Here is an 18816-nt window from a genome sequence, read left to right as displayed (position 1 = left end):
CCGGCCGCCGGCGCCGCTCCCTCCGGCGGCCCCGCCTTCGGTGCCGTGACCCCCGGCGTCCCCGCCCCCGGTGGCCCCGCCGCCGACGAGGGCACCATGACCTTCCGGCCGCCCTCCCCGCGCCCGGCCCAGCCGGGTGGGGCGCAGGGCGGGGGCACGGGCGGCGCACGGTCCGACGGCGGCCCGGGCTTCGGCGCGGGCAAGGCCGCCGCCGAGCGTGCCGCCTCCGCACAGGCCGGTGCCCAGGGCGTCGCCGGACCGGCCGCTTCCTCCGGCCCGCAGGCGACTCCGCCGACCCCGGCCGCGTCCGTCCCCCAGCAGTCCACGCCCATGCAGTCCACCCCCATGGCCAGTGGTGCCGGCGGCGGTCAGTCCTCCTGGGCCCAGCAGGTGCACCGCCTCGCCGGCACCCCCGGCGAGGACCAGCCCGTCACGCCCTGGAAGCCGCCCGTGGAGGACGTCTTCCAGGCCGCCGCCCGGCGTCAGGCCGCCGCCCGCCCCGCGGGCCTCGGCAAGCGGCTGACCGCCCGGCTGCTGGACACCGTCGTCCTCGTCGGCGTCACCGCCGCGGCCGCCGTCCCGCTCGCCACCAGGGCGCTGGACCACGTCAACGAGAAGATCGACGCGGCCAAGCTCTCCGGCGAGACCGTCACGGTCTGGCTCCTGGACGGCACGACCTCCGCCTACCTCGGTATCGTCCTCGCCGTCCTCCTCGTCTTCGGCGTCCTCTACGAGGCACTGCCCACCGCCAAGTGGGGCCGCACCCTGGGCAAGAAGCTGCTCGGCCTGGAGGTGCGGGACATCGAGGGCGGCGACCCGCCGTCCTTCGGCGCGGCGCTGCGCCGCTGGCTCGTCTACAGCGTCCCCGGCTTGCTCGCGATCGGTGTCGTGGGGGTCGTGTGGGGCCTGTTCGACAAGCCGTGGCGCCAGTGCTGGCACGACAAGGCCGCACATACGTTCGTAGCGGGATAGCCGCATACGGCACAGCGGCCACCGGATTCCGTACCCCGGACGGCCGCTCGCCGGATGCGGAGCCGCGGGGATCGCGGTCGACTCGGGCCATGAGCAGCGAACCGCCCCCCGGCTCCGGCCAGCAGCCGCCGGAAGACGACCCGTTCAGGAAGCAGCCCCCGCCGTCGGGCGACGAGGGTTCCCCGTACGGCAGTCAGCCCCCGCCGTCAGGGGACGCGGGCTCGCCGTACGGCAGTGAGCCCCCGCCGTACGGAGGCGGCGGTCCCTATGGCGGTGGGGATCCGTACGGCGGCGGCTCGTACCCGAACGACCCGCTCGCCGGTATGCCCCCGCTCGCCGAAAGCGGCAAGCGCACGCTCGCCCGGATCATCGACATGATCCTCGTCGCCATCGTCGTCTGGCTGCTCACCTGGGGCTTCGGCGTCAACGAGTACGACGTGGACCCCGACAAGGTCGAGTACGGCAAGTCCTTCACGCAGTCGCTCGTCACGGCCGTGCTCTACATCGCGTACGACACCGTCATGATCAGCCGCTCCGGCCAGACGCTCGGCAAGAAGTGGTTCGGGATGCGGGTGGCGAATCTCGAGAACGGCTCCACGCCCTCGGTGCAGACCGCGCTGACGCGTTCGGCGGTGCTGTGGATCCCGTTCGCGTTCTGCTGCGCCTGTATCTGGACCGCGATCTCGGGCGGCTGGAGCTTCTTCGACAAGCCCTACAAGCAGGGCCTGCACGACAAGGCGGCGAAGACGGTGGTGGTCAGCGTCAACTGACCACCGGACGCCGTCAGTTCATCAGGAGGCGGCGCGCTCGTGCACCGGCTCGGTCGCCAGGACGGTGACCGTGGCCGGTACGGGCGTGTGTGCCGTCTCCGCCTGCTCGGTGGCGGGCTTGCGCACCGCGACCACACGGGCCTTGGGCATGGGGACCGTCATGGCGACGAGCAGGCCGAGGGCGAGCGCGGCGAAGGCGATGACCGCGATCCCCACACCCGAACTCGTCTGTGACAGCAGCAGCATGGCGAGCGTCGAGAAGATCACGGTGAACGAACCGTAGGCGAGCTGTGCGGCAGTCGGACGAGGCATGGCAATCGTGTCCTCGGAAGTGGGGGTCCACGGGGGGTGTCGGCCTGGCTTTCCGCCGTTTTGGGGCGTTCCGCCGAATGACTCTAATCGCGTGCATGCCCGAGCGGAACGAACGGTAAGCGTGACCTAACCAACAGTACCGGTGCACGGGGGGCGCACGGAGTCATGCCGTCCACGAAGTGGACACGCGCGAGCGCCGGTCGAGGGCGACTCAGGATCTTCTCAAGGTGTTCGTAAAGCGGACGCCAGGTCCGCATAGTGCAGTTGTCCTGTTCAAGTCAAGGTCTGTCTTTTCTTCTGAACCTCTAGTCAAATGCCGTCACTTGACTAGGGGAGGAAGACTCAGGTGCCCAGCAGACCCTGGACGTTCAGAGCGGCCGCGACCACCGTCGCACTGGCCGCCGCGACGGCGACCATCTCCACCTTCGCCGTCGCGCAGGCCGACACCACCGCGGCGCCGGCCGCGGGGAACCGCACCGACCCGCAGCCGGCGAAGACCACGCAGGAGCACGACTTCGACGGTCCGCTCTCCCGGACCCAGGAGGCGCAGCGCGAAGAGGCGCTGAAGCAGGTCATATCCGGCGCCGCCACGGTCAAGAACCGTGACGGCTCCAAGGTCGTCGAGCTCAAGAGCCGCAAGGGCGACAGCAAGTACGTCGAACTCGGCCGCGAGCGGACCGACAAGATCTTCACGATCCTCGTCGAGTTCGGAGACCAGACCGACCCCCGCTACGGCGGCACCGCCGGCCCCGCGCACAACGAGATAGCCGAGCCGGACCGCACCCAGGACAACAGCACGGCCTGGCAGGCGGACTACAACACGGCGCACTTCGAGGACCTCTACTTCGGCGACGGCACCGCGTCGATGAAGACCTACTACGAGAAGCAGTCCTCGGGCCGCTACTCGGTCGAGGGCGAGGTCACCGACTGGGTCAAGGTCCCCTACAACGAGGCCCGTTACGGCTCCAACTCCTGTGACACCTGCGCGTGGAACGCGGTCCAGGACGGTGTCACGGCATGGGTCGCCCAGCAGCAGGCGGCGGGGCGCACGGACGCCGAGATCAAGGCGGACATCGCCGAGTTCGACCAGTGGGACCGCTACGACTTCGACGGCGACGGCGACTTCAACGAGTCCGACGGCTACATCGACCACTTCCAGATCGTGCACGCCGGCGAGGACGAGTCCGCGGGCGGCGGCGCCCAGGGCGAGGACGCCATCTGGGCGCACCGCTGGTACGCGTTCGGCACCGACGCGGGTGCCACCGGCCCCGGGGGCAACCTGCTCGGCGGCACCCAGGTCGGTGACACCGGCATCTGGGTCGGCGACTACACCATCCAGCCGGAGAACGGCGGACTCGGCGTCTTCGCCCACGAGTTCGGCCATGACCTCGGTCTGCCGGACCACTACGACACCTCCGGCGGCGGCGAGAACTCCACCGGTTTCTGGACCCTGATGTCCTCCGGTTCCTGGCTCGGCACCGGCAAGGACACCATCGGTGACCTGCCCGGCGACATGACCGCCTGGGACAAGCTGCAACTGGGCTGGCTGGACTACGACGTGGCGAAGGCCGCGACCAAGTCGAAGCACAAGCTGGGTGTCGCCGAGTACAACACCAAGAACAAGCAGGGTCTGGTCGTCGAACTGCCCACGAAGGCGGTCACCACCGAGATCGTGACCCCGGCCCAGGGCGCCACCCAGTGGTGGAGCGGCAGCGGCAACAGCCTCAACAACACGCTGTCCCGTTCGGTGGACCTCACCGGCCGGTCGGCGGCGACGCTGACCCTGGACGGCTGGTGGGACACCGAGGCCGCGTACGACAACGTGTACACCGAGGTCTCCACCGACGGCGGCACCACCTTCAAGCCGATCGACGGCACCGCGGACGGCACGGCCCTCGCGCGTGACGCCAGCGGCCAGCCCGTGCTGACCGGTTCCTCGGAGACGTACAAGAAGCTGTCGTTCCCGCTGGACGCCTACGCCGGCCAGAAGATCGACCTGCGCTTCCGCTACTCCTCCGACGGCGGCGTGGCCGGGAAGGGCTTCGCGGCCGACCGGATCACCGTCACGGCCGACGGCGCCGCCCTGTTCGCGGACGACGCCGAGAGCGCGGACGCGGCCTGGACGGCGAAGGGCTTCTCCCGTGTGGGGGCCTCCTTCAGCAAGGACTACGCGCAGTACTACATCGCCGAGAACCGCCAGTACGTGTCGTACGACCGGACGTTGAAGGTCGGCCCGTACAACTTCGGCTTCTCCACGACCCGTCCGAGCTGGGTGGAGCACTTCCCGTACCAGAACGGCCTGTTGATCTGGAAGTGGGACACCTCCCAGGCCGACAACAACACCAGCGAGCACCCCGGCGCCGGTCTGCTGCTTCCGGTCGACTCGCACCCGACGGCGCTGAAGTGGTCCGACGGCACGCCGATGCGCAGCCGCATCCAGGCGTACGACTCGCCCTTCAGCCTGTTCCGCACGGACGGCATCACGCTGCACAACGCGGACGTCGCGAAGCGGATCCCGTCGTCGAAGGGGGTGTCGGTCTTCAACGACCACACCAGCACCTACTACGACGCGGCGACCCCGTTCGCGGGTGTGAAGATCACTGACACCAACACCAAGATCAAGATCGTCCAGGAGGCCCTGAATGGCTCGACGATCTCGCTCGAAGTGGGCCGCGCGGTGAAGTAGTCGGCGTTTGCGCAGGTCAGAAGCGAATCGGCGGTGACCCCTGGCGGGTCGCCGCCGATCGTGTTTAGGTGCGTCCTGATGGCTTTCTTATTGACACCGGTGCACACGGGGGTGTGACTGCATGGCCGCAGGAGGTTTCTGCAAGCTGCCGACCGGCAGCGTGGTGGTGGCGCTGAACCTGCCCAGACCCGCCACCGACGGCACGGGCTGCGTCCGTGTCCTCGTCCATTCCCGCAACCGCGCACGAGCCCTGACCAGGCTGCGCAACCTGGGCCTGCGAGCGGTCTACCTGCGTGGCAACGGGGCTCCGCCGACCCCGGACGAGATCACCGCGGTCCTCCATCATCCGGACGGCCTGATATGGCGCACGGCGCCTGACAACGCTGTCGCGGCGCCGGGCGGGGAACTCGCCCAGGAGCTGTGGCATCCGATCAGGGCGCTGATGCGGAAGCCGGCGCCCTCGGCCTGACCGTCAGTCGGCCGCGGGGTACGGCGCCGTATGGTTTCACTCGATACCGTCTCGAACGATCGTACGGTTGTAGGGTGGCCGCATGACCGCCGCCGCCGACGCTCCCCGCCCGACCGCCGTCCCCGTCCCCCGTGCGACCGACCGCCCGGGAGACGCCTCGCCCTTCGCGCTCGGTCTGCTCCTGCGCCGGGCGCACTGGCGCGCGGCCGCGGTGATGGGAGAGGCGCTGCGGCCCCTCGGCATCGAGTTGCGCCACTTCGCCGTCCTGATCGCGCTCGTCAACGACGGCCCCACGGTGCAGCGCGACCTCGCCGCGGCGACCGGCTCCGACAAGGCCGGCATCATGCGGGTCGTGGACGACCTGGAGCGCAAGGGCCTGGCCGTACGCAAGGCCGTCCCCGGCGACCGACGGGCACGCTCGGTCGAGATCACCCCCGAGGGCCTCGCCCTCTTCGACGCCGCCCACACAGCGGCCGTCCCCCTCTCGAACAGTCTCCTCGCCGACCTGACCCCCGACGACACCACACACCTGACGAACCTGCTGACCCGGTTCGCGTATCCCGGGGATGCCGGGGAGCGGACGGCCGGTGACAGCGAGGGCTGAGCGGCCGGGGCGGCGGCGAGGCGTGGACGGCCCGGGGCCGGGGGCCGGGTCGCACGGCGAGAAGTGAGGCGGGCGGGTCCCGGGCCCTCGGGCCGTGAGGGGGCGCACACGCCCCAGACTCGCGCCGGACGGGAGGCGGGCGCTCGCGTCCCGGGTCGTGTCGGTCGGGGAGCGGGCGCTCGTGCTCCTGGCCCGTGCCGGGCGGGAGGTGGGCGCTCGCGTCCCAGGCCTGTGTCGGACGTGGGGCGGCCGTGCTCCTGACTCGTGCCGGGCGAGAGGTGGGCGCCGCCCCAGGCTTGTGCTGGCCGGTAGGCGGGCGCTCGCGCCCCAGGCTCGTGCCGGACGTGGGGCGGGTGCTCGCGTCCCAGGTCGTGTCGGTCGGGGAGCGAGCGGTCGTGCTCCTGGCCTGTGCCGAGCGGGAGGTGGGCGCTCGTGTCCCAGGCCCGTGTCGGACGTGGGGCGGCCGTGCTCCTGACCCGTGCCGGGCGAGAGGCGGGCGCCGCCCCAGGCTTGTGCTGGCCGGGAGGCGGGTGCTCGCGTCCCAGGTCGTGTCGGTCGGGGAGCGGGCGCTCGTGCTCCTGGCCCGTGCCGGGCGAGAGGTGGGCGCTCGCGTCCCAGGTCGTGCGGGGCGAGGAGTGGGTGTTCGCGTCCTGGGCCCGCGTAGGGGCGAGTGCCCGGTGCCCGTGGCCCCGGGCCGTGCCGGGGCGGGCGTCCGGCCCCCGTCCGTGAGGGCTACGACGCGAGGCGTTCCGTGAGGTGTTTGGCCTTGGTGGTGGCTTGCTCGAAGGCGCGCTCGCGGGAGGCCTCGTAGAGGGGGATCAGGGTGGACAGGGCCGGGACGCTGGGGGCCATGGTGAGTTCCGGGACGATGAAGTCGACGTCGAGGCCGAGGGCGCCCTGGAGGACGGCCTCCAGGTAGTTCCGGACGAACTCGAAGCCCTCGCGCGGGGTGCCCGGCCCGTAGGAGCCGCCGCGGCTGGCCACCACGACGACCGGGGTGCCCTGGGCGGAGGGGGTCTCGCCCGCGGTGCGGCCGAGCAGGAACACGTTGTCCAGCCAGGCCTTGAGGGTCGAGGGGATCGAGTAGTTGTGCATGGGCGCGCCGATCAGCACGGCGTCCGCCTCCTCCAGTTCCTCGATGAGCCGCAGCCGCGCGGCGAACGCGGCGGACTGCTCCGGGGTGCGCTCGGCCGGGTCGGTCATCCCGGCGGACCAGGCGGCGGCGGTGATGTGCGGAACCGGGTCGACGGCGAGGTCGCGGTGGATCACCGTGCCCTCCGGGTGCTGCTCCTGCCAGGCCTCGCGGAAGGCCTCGGCGACCGATCGGGACGCGGACGCCTCGCCCGTGAGCACGGAGGAGTCGATGTGCAGCAGTGTGGTCATGGCCTTCTCCCAACGGCAGGACGCGGAGCCCATGCCGGACAGCAGTAGTTACTTCCGAGATAGTATCAAGTGATACCGTTGCGAGCGTAACGGAAATGGAGACGTCGACCACAGGAGAGGCAGACGATCTTGGACGTCTATGAAGCGGTCACGAGCCGAAGGGCCGTACGCGCGTTCACCGACCGGCCCGTGCCCCGACCCGCACTGGAGCGCGTGGTGTCCGCCGCGGCCTGGGCGCCGTCCGCATCGAACCTCCAGCCCTGGCACGCCTACGTCCTGACCGGTGACCCGCTGGCCGAGCTCAAGAAGCGCGCCGGGGAACGCGTGGCCACGGGCGACCCTTGGGACGAGCCGGAGTACGAGATGTACCCGCCCGCGCTGAAGTCCCCGTACCGCGAACGCCGTTCCGCCTTCGGCGAGCAGCGCTACGGCGCACTCGGCATCGCCCACGAGGACATCGAGGCACGCCAGCGGGCCGCCTCCGCGAACTGGGACGCCTTCGGCGCGCCCGCCGCGCTGTTCTGCTACATCGACCGCGACCTGGGCCCGGCCCAGTGGTCCGACGTCGGCATGTATCTACAGACCGTCATGCTGCTGCTCCGCGCCGAAGGGCTGCACAGCTGTACGCAGATGGCCTGGGCGAAGTACCACCGGAGCGTCGCGGAGGTCCTGTCGCCCCCGGACGAGCTCATCCTCTTCTGCGGCATGTCGATCGGGTTCGAGGACGTCACGGCCAACCCCGCCCGCACGGGCCGGGCCCCGCTCGACGAGACGGTCACCTTCGTGGACGGCGTCTCATGACCCGCGCGCCGAGGACCTCGTAGCCCCTCCCTCAGGCGACGACCGGCTTCCCGGAGAGTTCCACCCCGGCCTGCCGCAGCTCCTCCAGCGCCCGGTCGGTCGACTCGGCGGCCACCCCCGCGGTCAGGTCGAGGAGCACCTGGGTGCGGAAGCCCTGCCGTACCGCGTCCAGCGCGGTGGCCCGCACGCAGTGGTCCGTGGCGATGCCCACCACGTCCACCTCGACGACCTCCCGCGCCCGCAGCCAGTCGGCCAGCGGGACGCCGTTCTCGTCGGCGCCCTCGAAGCCGCTGTAGGCCGCCGAGTACGCCCCCTTGTCGAACACGGCGTCGATCGCGCCGGAGGCCACGGCCGGGGCGAAGTTCGGGTGGAAACCCACGCCCTCGGTGCCGGCGACACAGTGCGCGGGCCAGGAGTGGGCGTAGTCGGGGTTGTCGGCGAAGTGACCGCCGGGCGCGATGTGGTGGTCGCGGGTGGCCACCACATGCTGGTAGCCGGAGCCGCCGGCCGCCTGTCCGATCAGCTCGGTGACGGCGGCTGCCACATCGGCACCCCCGGCCACCGCGAGACTGCCCCCCTCGCAGAAGTCGTTCTGTACGTCGACGACGATCAAGGCGCGGCGCATGGTGGGTGTCCTTCGACTAAGAGTGAACTTACGAGCCTAGAGACTTCGACGGCGCTGCGGGAGGGCGCACCTGTTCTAGCTACCCGAGCGCCCGTGTACGTACTCCGTCGGAATGACGGGTTCCCCGCGCGACAGCTGGGTCGCCGACAGCGGCAGCCCGTCGCGCGCGGCGGTGTGCCGGTCCCGTACGACGTCCAGGGGCTCGCGCGCCACGACGTCGCCGCTCTTGACGAGTTCGACGAGGAGCTGGCGGTCCACGAGGTCGGCCGGGACGGCGCCGGTGCCGACGACCTCGGCCTCCGCGATCCCGTCCGCGTCCAGCCGCCGGGCGGCCCACTTGCGGCCGCCGATGGAGGTCTTGCCGCCGGAGGACTTCTTCGCGACCGGTACCAGCGGCGCCGTCACGTCGGCGGACTCGGCACGGGCGACCAGCTTGTAGACCATCGAGCAGGTCGGGTGCCCCGAGCCGGTCACCAGCTGGGTGCCGACGCCGTACGCGTCCACGGGCGCCGCCGCGAGCGAGGCGATGGCGTACTCGTCCAGGTCCGAGGTCACGATGATCCTCGTGTTCCGGGCGCCCAGCTCGTCCAACTGCTGGCGCACCCGGTGGGCCACGAGGAGCAGGTCGCCCGAGTCGATGCGGACCGCGCCCAGCTCGGGCCCGGCGACCTCCACGGCCATGCGGACGGCTTCCGCCACGTCGTAGGTGTCGACAAGCAGCGTGGTGCCCCGGCCCAGCGAGTTCACCTGGGCCTGGAAGGCGTCGCGCTCCCGGTCGTGCAGGAGGGTGAAGGCGTGGGCGGAGGTGCCGACGGTCGGGATGTTGTAGCGGAACCCGGCGGCCAGGTCGGAGGTGGAGGCGAAGCCGCCGAGGTAGGCGGCGCGGGAGGCGGCGACGGCGGCGAGCTCGTGGGTGCGGCGGGCGCCCATCTCGATCAGCGGGCGGCCCCCGGCGGCCGAGGACATCCGGGAGGCGGCCGCGGCGATCGCGGAGTCGTGGTTGAGGATCGAGAGGATCACGGTCTCCAGCAGCACGCACTCGGCGAAGGAGCCCTCGACCCGCATGATCGGCGAGCCCGGGAAGTAGACCTCGCCCTCCGGGTAGCCCCAGATGTCACCGGAGAACCGGTACGAGGCGAGCCAGTCCAGGGTCGGTGCGTCGACGATGTCCCGTTCACCCAGGAAGCGCAGGACGTCCGCGTCGAACCGGAAGTTCTCGACGGCGTCCAGGACCCGCCCGGTGCCCGCGAGGACGCCGTAGCGGCGCCCCTCCGGCAGCCGCCGGGTGAAGACCTCGAAGACGCTGCGCCGCTCGGCGGTACCGGCCTTCAGCGCGGCCTGCAACATCGTGAGCTCGTACTGATCCGTGAAGAGCGCCGTCGAGGGAACATCCACCGGCAGCCCAAGGTCCGCTGTGTTCATGACGAGAGATAGTACTCCCTTCTCGTCGGTGTGACGATTTCGGTGATGCGTGGCAGCATGGGCCATGTGACGTCACCCGCTCCCGTAGAGATCGAACGCACCGAGCCGGCGGAAGAGGTCTTCGCCGTCCCCGAGCCGGACGTCCCCTGGGTCACGATCGTCCACAACGACCCGGTCAACCTCATGAGCTATGTGACGTATGTCTTCCAGACGTACTTCGGCTACCCGAAGGACAAGGCCACCAAGCTCATGATGGACGTCCACCACAAGGGCCGGGCGGTCGTCTCCAGCGGTAGCCGCGAGGAGATGGAGCGCGACGTGCAGGCGATGCACGGCTACGGTCTGTGGGCCACCCTGCAGCAGGACCGGAAGTAGCTGAACTGACCTTCATGCCTGGACACTTCGAACCGCTTCCCGGCGGCGGCGCGGCCGTCGCGCTCGACGACGTCGAGATCTCCATCATCCGCTCGCTGGCCGTCCAGCTCCTGGAGCTCATCGGTCCGGGGCCCGCCGAGGACGCCTCCGACGACCCGCTCGCCGAGCTGTTCGCCGAGGGGCCCAGCGAGCCGCCCTCCGACCCGGTGCTCAAGCGGCTGTTTCCGGACGCCTACGGCGACCCCGAGGGCACGCCGGGCCCCAGGGCCGCCGAGGAGCAGAAGGCGTACTCCTCGGAGTTCCGCCGCTACACCGAGAACGACCTGAGGGCCGGCAAGCGGGACAGCGCCCTCGTGGTGATCCGGTCCCTGGACGCGCTGAGTCCGGTGGACGACGGCGGGGCGGTGCTCAAGCTGTCGCCGGAGGAGTCGCGGCAGTGGCTCGGCGCCCTCAACGACCTGCGGCTGGCGATCGGCTCCCGGCTGGAGATCGCCGACGAGGAGGACACCGACCTCCTCTACCGGCTGCCGGACGAGGACCCGCGCAAGCCCATGGTCATGGCGTATCTGTGGCTGGGAGGGCTCCAGGAGACCCTCGTGACGACACTTCTGCCGTAGTTTGTGACGGTTTTGTGTTCGCTCAGCGGACGCTCAAATCCGGATAACGATCACGTCACCGTGGCGATGGCCTATGCCCGCCACGGTGGTCGTTTGTCCGCTTCTTCCTGTGCCCTGCGCCACATCTCGCACAGGTGATCAATATTGCGGCCGTGATAAATCTTCACGACCGCCCGACGAACACCACCCGCATGTTCGGCCGGGTGCGCCACCGAGCCGACGGACCGCCGGCCAGGCACGAGCGAACCCGAGGAAGCTCGGGCCCGCTCAGCTCCATCCATCCGGGGGGATCGAGAACCGATCCGAGGCCGACGAGAGGCCCGGTTCGGTATGGAGAAAGGCGCACCACACATATGACCTCCGCTCAGGTCGACGAGGGTCCGGAGAACAGTTCCGGCACCTCCGAAGAGGGTTACGAGCGTGGCCTCGGCAGCCGCCAGGTCCAGATGATCGCCATCGGCGGCGCCATCGGCGTCGGCCTCTTCCTGGGAGCCGGGGCGAACATCGCCAAGGCCGGACCCAGCCTCATCTTCATGTACGCCCTCGCGGGCGTGATCATCTTCTTCATCATGCGGGCGCTCGGCGAGCTCCTGCTCTACCGCCCGGTCTCGGGCTCCTTCGCGGAGTACTCCCGCGAGTTCCTCGGCCCGTTCTTCGGCTACTTCACCGGCTGGACGTACTGGCTGATGTGGGTGGTCACCGGCATGGCCGAGCTCACGGCCGCCGCCATCTACGTGAACTACTGGTTCCCGGACGTCCCGCGGTGGCTGACCGCCCTGGTCTTCCTGGTGGTCCTCTTCGGGGTCAACCTGATCTCCGTGAAGGTCTTCGGCGAGCTCGAGTTCTGGTTCTCGATGGTCAAGGTCACCGCCCTGATCGGCATGATCGTGATCGGGCTCGGCGTCCTCACCTTCGGCTTCAGCTCCGCCGGCGACACCGCCGCGGTCTCCAACCTGTGGGCCTTCGACGGCTTCTTCCCCAAGGGCATCGGCTCGTCCCTGATGACCCTCCAGGGCGTCATGTTCGCCTACCTCGCGGTCGAGCTGGTCGGCGTCACGGCCGGTGAGTCGGAGAACCCGGAGAAGACCCTCCCCAAGGCGATCAACACGCTCCCGTGGCGTATCGCGCTGTTCTACGTCGGCGCGCTCACGGTGATCCTGTGCGTCGTGAAGTGGACGGAATTCGCCCCGGGCGTCAGCCCGTTCGTCGCCGCCTTCGCGAAGATCGGCATCCCGGCGGGCGCGGCCATCGTCAACTTCGTCGTCCTGACCGCGGCCCTGTCCTCCTGCAACTCCGGCATGTACTCCACGGGCCGCATGCTGCGGAACCTGGCGGAGAGCGGCGAGGCCCCGGCGGCCTTCAAGAAGCTGTCCGCCACCAGGACCCCGGCCCTCGGCATCGCGGTCTCCGTCGCCTTCATGGGCATCGGCGTGATCCTCAACTACATCGTCCCGGAGAAGGCCTTCGGCTACGTCGTCTCCGTCGCCACCGCGGCCGGCATCTGGACCTGGCTGATGATCCTGATCAGCCATGTGCTGTACCGCCGCGCGGTCGACGCGGGCCGGCTGCCCGCGTCGTCGTTCCCGGCGCCGGGCGGTGCGAAGTGCTCGTACGTGGCCATCGCGTTCCTGCTCTTCGTCACGGGCCTCATCGCGTACGACGCCGACTCCCGGGTCTGCCTGTACGTCATGGCGGGCTGGGCGCTCGCCCTCGGTATCGGCTGGGCGGTGCTCAAGAGCCGCGACCCGCGGATCGCCGAGCGCCGTGAGCCGGAGTTCGAGAAGGCCGGCTGACCACCCCCGAAGGACGCCCTGCCGCCCGGAGCACTCGTGGCGCTCCAGGCGGCCGCCGCTCAGGCGTCCGGCATCCGGGCCGCCCCGTACCACCTGTCGGTACGGGGTGGCCCGTCTGCTTATCCTGGCCAGCATGCTGACCATCACCCAGGCCCTCGTCGACCAGATCGTCGCGCACGCGCGCAAGGACCACCCCGACGAGGCGTGCGGCGTCGTCGCGGGGCCGGCCGGCTCGGACCGCCCCGAGCGCTTCATCCCGATGCTCAACGCGGCCATGTCGCCCACGTTCTACGAGTTCGACTCCGGCGACCTCCTCAAGCTCTACCGCGAGATGGACGACCGCGACGAGGAGCCCGTGGTCATCTACCACTCCCACACCGCCACCGAGGCCTACCCCTCCCGCACCGACGTGAGCTACGCCAACGAGCCCGGCGCCCACTACGTCCTCGTCTCCACCGCGGACACCGACGGCCTCGGCGACTTCCAGTTCCGCTCGTACCGGATCGTGGACGGCGGGATCACGGAGGAAGAGGTCGCGGTCGTAGCGGCATACTGATCACCGTACGCCCGACCAACTCGCCCTATCGGAGACGGTGTTGACGCGACGGCCGCACGGACAGCGCCCCACGATCGAGGACGTCGCACGCCGCTCCGGGGTATCGAGATCCACGGTCTCGCGGGTGATCAACGGCGAGCCCAAGGTACGCGCCGAGGTCGTCGAACAGGTCCGGCGGGTCATCGCCGAGCTGGGCTACGTCCCCAACCAGGCCGCCCGGCAACTCGTCACGCACCGCACGAACGCCGTCGCCGTCGTCGCCGACCAGCCGGACGACCGGCTCTTCCTGGACCCCTACTTCGACTGCCTGCTGCGCGGCATCCGCAGGGAGCTCGCACTCCACGGCGCCCAGGCCGTCCTGCTCTTCCTCGACGAGCCGGACGACCACGCGCGCGTGGCCGACTACCTCGGCGGCGGTCACGTCGACGCGGCCGTCCTGTTCTCCCTGCACCCGGGCGGCCGGCTGCACGAGATGATCGGCCGCCTCGACATCCCCGCGGTCTTCGGCGGCCGCCCCCTCCTGCGCGACGGCGACACCGTGCGCGCCCACGCCTACGTCGACGGCGACAACCGCGGCGGAGCCCGGCAGGCCGTCCGGCACCTGGTCTCCCTGGGCCGCCGCCGCATCGCGACCGTCACCGGCCCCTACGACCAGGAGCACTCCGCCGCCGAGCGCCTCGCCGGCTACCGGGACGTCCTCCCCGACGCCCCGCCGGAGCTGGTCGAACGCGCCGACTACACCCGCCAGGGCGCCGCCGCCGCGACCGCCGCGCTGCTCGACCGGTGCCCCGACCTGGACGCCGTCTTCGTCGCCTCGGACCTGATGGCCTCCGGAGCCCTGGAGACCCTGCGCACACGGGGGCGCCGCGTCCCCGAGGACGTGGCCGTCGTAGGGTTCGACGACCTCGCCGAGATCGCCGAGGCGACCGACCCGCCGCTGACCACGGTCCACCAGGACGTGGGGGAGATGGGGCGCCTGATGGCCCGGCTGCTGTTCGAGCGGGCCGAGGAGCCGCGCTCCGTTGTCGTACCGACCCGGCTCGTGCTGCGCGAGTCGGCCTGAACTGCCCCGTCTCACTCCCCGGCCGGTATCCGTCCGCCATGTGGGATCACATTCCGGGACCCGGACAGGGAATCGATACGATGACCCCATGGTTCTGAACGACGTGAGTGACAAGGCGCCGAGCACACTGCTCGTGGCGCGGCTTCACGTCGACCTGTGCAGGCTGAACAGCGCCTTCTGTTGACGTTCCCTGCCGCCGTACGGCTGTGAGCCGCGGTGCCCCAGTGCGCCCACCGATCCCAGACTTCCCGACAGGAGCCCGCAACCATGGCCATCGAGGTCCGCATCCCCACCATTCTCCGCACCTACACCGACGGCCAGAAGGCCGTGGAGGGCAACGGGGACACGCTCGCCGAGCTCTTCGCCGACCTCGAGACCCGGCACCCGGGCGTCCAGGCCCGCATCGTGGACGGTGGCGAGCTGCGCCGCTTCGTCAACGTCTACCTCAACGACGAGGACGTCCGCTTCCTCGACGGCATCACCACCAAGCTGTCGGACGGCGACAACGTCACGATCCTGCCGGCCGTCGCCGGCGGCATGGCCTGATCTCCATGCGCTACGACTCCCCGCTGGCCGCGGTGGGCAACACCCCTCTGGTGCGCCTGCCGCGGCTGTCGCCGTCCGACCAGGTCCGCGTCTGGGCCAAGCTGGAGGACCGCAACCCCACCGGCTCGGTCAAGGACCGCCCCGCCCTGCACATGATCGAGCAGGCGGAGAAGGACGGCCGGCTCACGCCGGGCTGCACCATCCTGGAGCCGACCAGCGGCAACACCGGCATCTCCCTGGCCATGGCCGCCAAGCTCAAGGGCTACCGCATGGTCTGCGTGATGCCCGAGAACACCTCGCAGGAGCGCCGGGAGCTGCTCGGCATGTGGGGCGCGGAGATCATCCCGTCGCCCGCCGCGGGCGGTTCCAACACGGCCGTACGCGTCGCCAAGGAACTCTCCGCCGAGCACCCCGACTGGGTGATGCTCTACCAGTACGGCAACCCGGACAACGCGGGCGCCCACTACGCCACCACCGGCCCGGAGATCCTCACCGACCTCCCGTCCATCACCCACTTCGTGGCGGGCCTCGGCACCACCGGCACCCTCATGGGCGTCGGCCGCTACCTCCGTGAGCACAAGCCGGACGTCAAGATCGTCGCCGCCGAGCCGCGCTACGACGACCTCGTGTACGGCCTGCGCAACCTCGACGAGGGCTTCGTGCCCGAGCTCTACGACGCCTCGGTCCTCACCACCCGCTTCTCGGTCGGCTCGGCGGACGCGGTCACCCGCACCCGCGAGCTCCTCCAGCAGGAGGGCATCTTCGCGGGCGTCTCCACGGGCGCCGCCCTGCACGCCGCGATCGGCGTCGGCAACAAGGCGCTCAAGGCGGGGGAGAGCGCCGACATCGTGTTCGTCGTCGCGGACGGCGGCTGGAAGTACCTGTCGACGGGTGTGTACACGGCGGCGACCACGGAGGAAGCGATCGAGACGCTCCAGGGCCAGCTCTGGGCCTGAGCCCTCGTCCCTGAAGCTCTACGTCGCCAGGTGACGGACCTGGTCCCACAGGACCGGGTCCACCACGCCCACCCTGCGCCGGAAGTCCCACACCGGCACCTCGCGCAGCTCGTCCGTCTCCAGGAAGCTCGCGCGGCCATGGGCATCGCCCACCGAACCCGGCGGCAGCGGAATGACCCCCGCCCGTTCGTCGTGGTACTTGCTGGTGATCTTCGCGACCACGGCCCGACGCCCCCTTACCGCGAGCACCAGACACGGCCGGTCCTTGACCCCCGGCCCGTCCTCGAAGGGCACGTTCGCCCACCAGATCTCCGCGGGCTGCGGGCGCGCGGTGGTGGTCCGCCGCCCGGGACGCCCCGGCGGCCGGGTCCGGCGGCCCTCCGGCCTGCGCCCCCGTCCCCAGCCGTCCACGAGCGTGGCGACCAGCGCGAGCAGTACCACCGCTACGAGCGCCAGCCACCAGGACGTGTCCATACGACGACGTTACCGGCGCACGATCCGCACCGCGCGCCTTCTGCCGAGCCTTCCGCGCCCCCGGTCCAGCCGAACCGGTGACAGCACAGGTGAGTTCGCCCACAACAGCCCTTGGCGGAGGAGCGACAAGGGGTTTTGCGCCTTACGCTCGACGGACCGCAAGACCCCCGAGTCCCCGTTCCCGATCTTCTGGATTCCTGGATCTCGGGATCTCCTGGATTACCCGCCAGCGGAGGTTTCTGCTTTATGAAGCTCACCGTCGTCGGCTGCTCGGGGTCGTTCCCGTCCGCGGAATCGGCCTGTTCGAGCTACCTCGTAGAGGCCGACGGCTTCCGGCTGCTTCTCGACATGGGCAACGGTGCCCTTGGCGAGTTGCAGCGCCACTGCGGTCTCTACGACCTCGACGCGATCTTCCTCAGCCATCTGCACGCCGACCACTGCATCGACATGTGCGCGTACTTCGTCGCACGTTACTACCGCCATGACGGCGGCCGCTGCGATCCGATCCCGGTCTACGGACCCGAGGGCACGGAACACCGGCTGACCACCGCCTACGCGGACACCCCGACCGCCTCCTCCATGAGCGAGGTCTTCGACTTCCACACCGTCAAGCCGTCCACCTTCGAGGTCGGCCCCTTCACCGTGCACACCGAGCGCGTGGCGCATCCCGTCGAGGCGTACGGCATCCGCGTCGAACACGGCGGGAAGTCGCTCACGTACTCCGGCGACACCGGGACCACCCCGGCCCTGGACGAACTCGCCCGGGACACCGACCTGTTCCTGTGCGAGGCCGCCTTCACGCACGGCAAGGAGGACATCCCCGACCTGCATCTCAACGGCCGCGAGGCGGGTGAGACGGCGGCCCGGGCAGGTGCCCGCCGCCTGGTCCTCACCCACATCCCCCCGTGGACCGACCCGCAGGCCAACCTCACCGACGCCCGCGCGGTCTTCGACGGCCCGGTGGAGCTGGCGGCGCCGAGGGTGTCGTACGACATCTGAGCCCTACGGCATGACGGAGGCCCCCGGAACTTCCGGGGGCCTCCGCGCTGTTCGGACGGGCCGCACTCACGCCTTGGTGAGGTCCTCGACCTCCTCCTCGGGCTCGCGGCCCGGGGTGGGGAGGTTCCACTTGGTGATGGCGAAGCGGAAGACGACGTAGTAGACCGCGGCGAAGACCAGACCGATCGGGATGATCAGCCAGGGCTTGGTGGCCAGGTTCCAGTTGAGGCCGTAGTCGATGGCGCCCGCGGAGAACGTGAAGCCGGCGTGGACACCGAGCGCCCAGGTGATCGCCATGGAGATGGCCGTGAGCACCGCGTGGATCACGTACAGCACCGGGGCGATGAACATGAACGAGAACTCGATCGGCTCGGTCACACCGGTCACGAAGGACGTCAGGGCGAGGGAGACCATCATGCCCATCACGGCCTTGCGGCGCTCGGGGCGAGCGGAGTGGGCGATCGCGATCGCGGCGGCCGGCAGACCGAACATCATGATCGGGAAGAAGCCCGACATGAACTGACCGGCGGTCGGGTCACCCGCGAAGAAGCGGTTCAGGTCGCCGTGGACCACGGCACCCGCGGAGTCGGTGAAGTCGCCGATCTGGAACCACGAGACGGTGTTGACGAACTGGTGCATGCCGATCGGGATCAGCGCACGGTTGATCAGGCCGAACAGACCGGCACCCACCGAGCCCAGACCGGTGATCCACTCACCGGCGTCGGAGATGACCTCACCGATCGGCTCCCAGACCAGACCGAAGAAGACGCCCATGGCGGTACCGACGAAGGCCATGATGATCGGGACGAGCCGGCGGCCGTTGAAGAAGCCGAGCCAGTCCACCAGCTGCTTGCGGTGGTAGCGCTGCCACAGCACCGCGGACAGCAGACCCATGAGGATGCCGCCGAGGACACCCGGGTTGTTGTAGGTCGCGGCTATGTCCGCACCCGCCTGCACCTTGGCCTCCGTCACCGGGAAGGCCTTCAGGACATTGCTGTAGACCAGGAACCCGACCAGTGCGGCCAGCGCGGTGGAGCCGTCCGACTTCTTGGCGAAGCCGATCGCGACCCCGATACAGAACAGCATCGGCAGGTTGTCGAAGATCGCCCCGCCGGCCGTGGCGAAGACCGCCGTGACCTTGTCGGGCAGGTTCAGCTTGTCCTGCACGTCGGCCTGGCCCAGCCGCAGCAGGATGCCCGCCGCCGGCAGCACGGCGATCGGAAGCTGAAGGCTGCGGCCGACCTTCTGCAGGCCCTGGAAAAGACCGGATCCCCGCTTCTTCGCGGGGACCGCCGTGTCGGTGGCGGTGCTCATACGTCCTCCATCGGGTGGTGGTCTACACCACTCAGTGGTGTAGACCTGTTGTACACGATGGAGGCCGATATAAGGAACC

General features: G+C 70.2%; 21 protein-coding genes. 15 read left to right on the top strand and 6 right to left on the bottom strand.

The features are described 5' to 3' along the window. Both HLK59_RS28415 and HLK59_RS28410 read left to right on the top strand, forming a co-directional pair. A partial coding sequence (locus HLK59_RS28415) for an RDD family protein (protein WP_171144384.1) occupies positions 1-972 on the top strand: 972 nt, incomplete at its 5' end. An 89-nt stretch (positions 973-1061) separates the two neighbouring features. Then, entirely contained in the window at positions 1062-1742 is a 681-nt protein-coding gene (locus tag HLK59_RS28410) for an RDD family protein (protein WP_171144383.1), read from the top strand. 21 nt (positions 1743-1763) lie between these two features. On the opposite strand, the gene HLK59_RS28405 is transcribed toward HLK59_RS28410, so the two are convergent. Continuing rightward, complete coding sequence (locus HLK59_RS28405) at positions 1764-2054, bottom strand: hypothetical protein (protein WP_171144382.1); 291 nt, start codon at positions 2052-2054, stop codon at positions 1764-1766. A gap of 346 nt (positions 2055-2400) precedes the next feature. Between HLK59_RS28405 and HLK59_RS28400 the strand changes: the two genes are divergently transcribed. The 3 genes from HLK59_RS28400 to HLK59_RS28390 all read left to right on the top strand — a co-directional run bounded on the left by HLK59_RS28400 (position 2401) and on the right by HLK59_RS28390 (position 5813). Next, the gene (locus tag HLK59_RS28400) at positions 2401-4740 is read left to right on the top strand and encodes an immune inhibitor A domain-containing protein (RefSeq protein WP_171144381.1); all 2340 of its coding nucleotides are present in this window, start codon (positions 2401-2403) and stop codon (positions 4738-4740) included. Positions 4741-4861: 121 nt separating this feature from the next. Further along, positions 4862-5209, top strand: coding sequence for a hypothetical protein (locus tag HLK59_RS28395; RefSeq protein WP_171144380.1), 348 nt, complete (start codon positions 4862-4864; stop codon positions 5207-5209). Positions 5210-5291: 82 nt separating this feature from the next. Beyond that, the gene (locus tag HLK59_RS28390) at positions 5292-5813 is read left to right on the top strand and encodes a MarR family transcriptional regulator (RefSeq protein WP_171144379.1); all 522 of its coding nucleotides are present in this window, start codon (positions 5292-5294) and stop codon (positions 5811-5813) included. Between the two features lie 732 nt (positions 5814-6545). Here the strand turns inward: HLK59_RS28390 and HLK59_RS28385 are convergent. Further along, a complete protein-coding gene (locus HLK59_RS28385) occupies positions 6546-7196 on the bottom strand; it encodes an NAD(P)H-dependent oxidoreductase (RefSeq protein ID WP_171144378.1) in 651 nt (216 codons plus the stop codon). A gap of 129 nt (positions 7197-7325) precedes the next feature. Between HLK59_RS28385 and HLK59_RS28380 the strand changes: the two genes are divergently transcribed. Beyond that, positions 7326-7997, top strand: coding sequence for a nitroreductase (locus HLK59_RS28380; protein WP_171144377.1), 672 nt, complete (start codon positions 7326-7328; stop codon positions 7995-7997). 31 nt (positions 7998-8028) lie between these two features. On the opposite strand, the gene HLK59_RS28375 is transcribed toward HLK59_RS28380, so the two are convergent. Then, positions 8029-8622 (bottom strand): isochorismatase family protein, encoded by a 594-nt coding sequence (locus HLK59_RS28375; protein WP_171144376.1) that lies wholly within the window; start codon positions 8620-8622, stop codon positions 8029-8031. A gap of 75 nt (positions 8623-8697) precedes the next feature. Further along, complete coding sequence (locus tag HLK59_RS28370; RefSeq protein WP_171144375.1) at positions 8698-10044, bottom strand: nicotinate phosphoribosyltransferase; 1347 nt, start codon at positions 10042-10044, stop codon at positions 8698-8700. A gap of 57 nt (positions 10045-10101) precedes the next feature. Between HLK59_RS28370 and clpS the strand changes: the two genes are divergently transcribed. From clpS to HLK59_RS28335, 8 genes are all read left to right on the top strand, one after another. Continuing rightward, positions 10102-10419 carry an ATP-dependent Clp protease adapter ClpS gene (gene clpS / locus HLK59_RS28365; protein ID WP_171144386.1) on the top strand — a complete coding sequence of 106 codons (318 nt, stop codon included), beginning with the start codon at positions 10102-10104 and terminating at the stop codon, positions 10417-10419. A 14-nt stretch (positions 10420-10433) separates the two neighbouring features. Next, positions 10434-11036 (top strand): DUF2017 domain-containing protein, encoded by a 603-nt coding sequence (locus HLK59_RS28360; protein ID WP_171144374.1) that lies wholly within the window; start codon positions 10434-10436, stop codon positions 11034-11036. A 353-nt stretch (positions 11037-11389) separates the two neighbouring features. Further along, the gene (locus tag HLK59_RS28355) at positions 11390-12829 is read left to right on the top strand and encodes an amino acid permease (RefSeq protein ID WP_171144373.1); all 1440 of its coding nucleotides are present in this window, start codon (positions 11390-11392) and stop codon (positions 12827-12829) included. A gap of 133 nt (positions 12830-12962) precedes the next feature. Next, complete coding sequence (locus tag HLK59_RS28350; protein ID WP_171144372.1) at positions 12963-13385, top strand: M67 family metallopeptidase; 423 nt, start codon at positions 12963-12965, stop codon at positions 13383-13385. A gap of 40 nt (positions 13386-13425) precedes the next feature. Then, a complete protein-coding gene (locus HLK59_RS28345; RefSeq protein ID WP_171144371.1) occupies positions 13426-14448 on the top strand; it encodes a LacI family DNA-binding transcriptional regulator in 1023 nt (340 codons plus the stop codon). A gap of 88 nt (positions 14449-14536) precedes the next feature. Next, positions 14537-14632 carry a putative leader peptide gene (locus tag HLK59_RS52450; protein ID WP_346779835.1) on the top strand — a complete coding sequence of 32 codons (96 nt, stop codon included), beginning with the start codon at positions 14537-14539 and terminating at the stop codon, positions 14630-14632. An 83-nt stretch (positions 14633-14715) separates the two neighbouring features. After that, a complete protein-coding gene (locus HLK59_RS28340) occupies positions 14716-14994 on the top strand; it encodes a MoaD/ThiS family protein (protein WP_171144370.1) in 279 nt (92 codons plus the stop codon). Between the two features lie 5 nt (positions 14995-14999). Continuing rightward, entirely contained in the window at positions 15000-15950 is a 951-nt protein-coding gene (locus HLK59_RS28335) for a cysteine synthase (RefSeq protein WP_171144369.1), read from the top strand. Positions 15951-15968: 18 nt separating this feature from the next. Here the strand turns inward: HLK59_RS28335 and HLK59_RS28330 are convergent, their stop codons facing one another. After that, positions 15969-16424: a type II toxin-antitoxin system PemK/MazF family toxin gene (locus HLK59_RS28330; RefSeq protein WP_171144368.1), complete on the bottom strand. Its 456-nt coding sequence runs from the start codon at positions 16422-16424 to the stop codon at positions 15969-15971. Positions 16425-16670: 246 nt separating this feature from the next. Between HLK59_RS28330 and HLK59_RS28325 the strand changes: the two genes are divergently transcribed. Beyond that, positions 16671-17423 (top strand): MBL fold metallo-hydrolase, encoded by a 753-nt coding sequence (locus HLK59_RS28325; RefSeq protein WP_171144367.1) that lies wholly within the window; start codon positions 16671-16673, stop codon positions 17421-17423. 66 nt (positions 17424-17489) lie between these two features. Here HLK59_RS28325 and HLK59_RS28320 read toward each other — a convergent pair whose 3' ends face one another. Further along, the gene (locus HLK59_RS28320; RefSeq protein WP_171144366.1) at positions 17490-18737 is read right to left on the bottom strand and encodes a PTS transporter subunit EIIC; all 1248 of its coding nucleotides are present in this window, start codon (positions 18735-18737) and stop codon (positions 17490-17492) included. Between the last annotated feature and the right edge of the window lie 79 nt (positions 18738-18816).

The organism is Streptomyces sp. S3(2020), from assembly GCF_013044505.1.
GTDB lineage: Bacteria > Actinomycetota > Actinomycetes > Streptomycetales > Streptomycetaceae > Streptomyces.
Note: the sequence above shows the minus strand (reverse complement) of the source record. Positions and strands in the feature narration are given on the sequence as shown.

Excerpts from the sequence above, each read along its gene's own strand:
- HLK59_RS28410 (WP_171144383.1), top strand. The coding sequence starts at position 1,062 with ATGAGCAGCGAACCGCCCCCCGGCTCCGGCCAGCAGCCGCCGGAAGAC.
- HLK59_RS28405 (WP_171144382.1), bottom strand. The coding sequence starts at position 2,054 with ATGCCTCGTCCGACTGCCGCACAGCTCGCCTACGGTTCGTTCACCGTG.
- HLK59_RS28395 (WP_171144380.1), top strand. The coding sequence starts at position 4,862 with ATGGCCGCAGGAGGTTTCTGCAAGCTGCCGACCGGCAGCGTGGTGGTG.
- HLK59_RS28390 (WP_171144379.1), top strand. The coding sequence starts at position 5,292 with ATGACCGCCGCCGCCGACGCTCCCCGCCCGACCGCCGTCCCCGTCCCC.
- HLK59_RS28385 (WP_171144378.1), bottom strand. The coding sequence starts at position 7,196 with ATGACCACACTGCTGCACATCGACTCCTCCGTGCTCACGGGCGAGGCG.
- HLK59_RS28375 (WP_171144376.1), bottom strand. The coding sequence starts at position 8,622 with ATGCGCCGCGCCTTGATCGTCGTCGACGTACAGAACGACTTCTGCGAG.
- HLK59_RS28370 (WP_171144375.1), bottom strand. The coding sequence starts at position 10,044 with ATGAACACAGCGGACCTTGGGCTGCCGGTGGATGTTCCCTCGACGGCG.
- clpS (WP_171144386.1), top strand. The coding sequence starts at position 10,102 with ATGGGCCATGTGACGTCACCCGCTCCCGTAGAGATCGAACGCACCGAG.
- HLK59_RS28360 (WP_171144374.1), top strand. The coding sequence starts at position 10,434 with ATGCCTGGACACTTCGAACCGCTTCCCGGCGGCGGCGCGGCCGTCGCG.
- HLK59_RS28355 (WP_171144373.1), top strand. The coding sequence starts at position 11,390 with ATGACCTCCGCTCAGGTCGACGAGGGTCCGGAGAACAGTTCCGGCACC.
- HLK59_RS28350 (WP_171144372.1), top strand. The coding sequence starts at position 12,963 with ATGCTGACCATCACCCAGGCCCTCGTCGACCAGATCGTCGCGCACGCG.
- HLK59_RS52450 (WP_346779835.1), top strand. The coding sequence starts at position 14,537 with ATGGTTCTGAACGACGTGAGTGACAAGGCGCCGAGCACACTGCTCGTG.
- HLK59_RS28340 (WP_171144370.1), top strand. The coding sequence starts at position 14,716 with ATGGCCATCGAGGTCCGCATCCCCACCATTCTCCGCACCTACACCGAC.
- HLK59_RS28335 (WP_171144369.1), top strand. The coding sequence starts at position 15,000 with ATGCGCTACGACTCCCCGCTGGCCGCGGTGGGCAACACCCCTCTGGTG.
- HLK59_RS28330 (WP_171144368.1), bottom strand. The coding sequence starts at position 16,424 with ATGGACACGTCCTGGTGGCTGGCGCTCGTAGCGGTGGTACTGCTCGCG.
- HLK59_RS28325 (WP_171144367.1), top strand. The coding sequence starts at position 16,671 with ATGAAGCTCACCGTCGTCGGCTGCTCGGGGTCGTTCCCGTCCGCGGAA.
- HLK59_RS28320 (WP_171144366.1), bottom strand. The coding sequence starts at position 18,737 with ATGAGCACCGCCACCGACACGGCGGTCCCCGCGAAGAAGCGGGGATCC.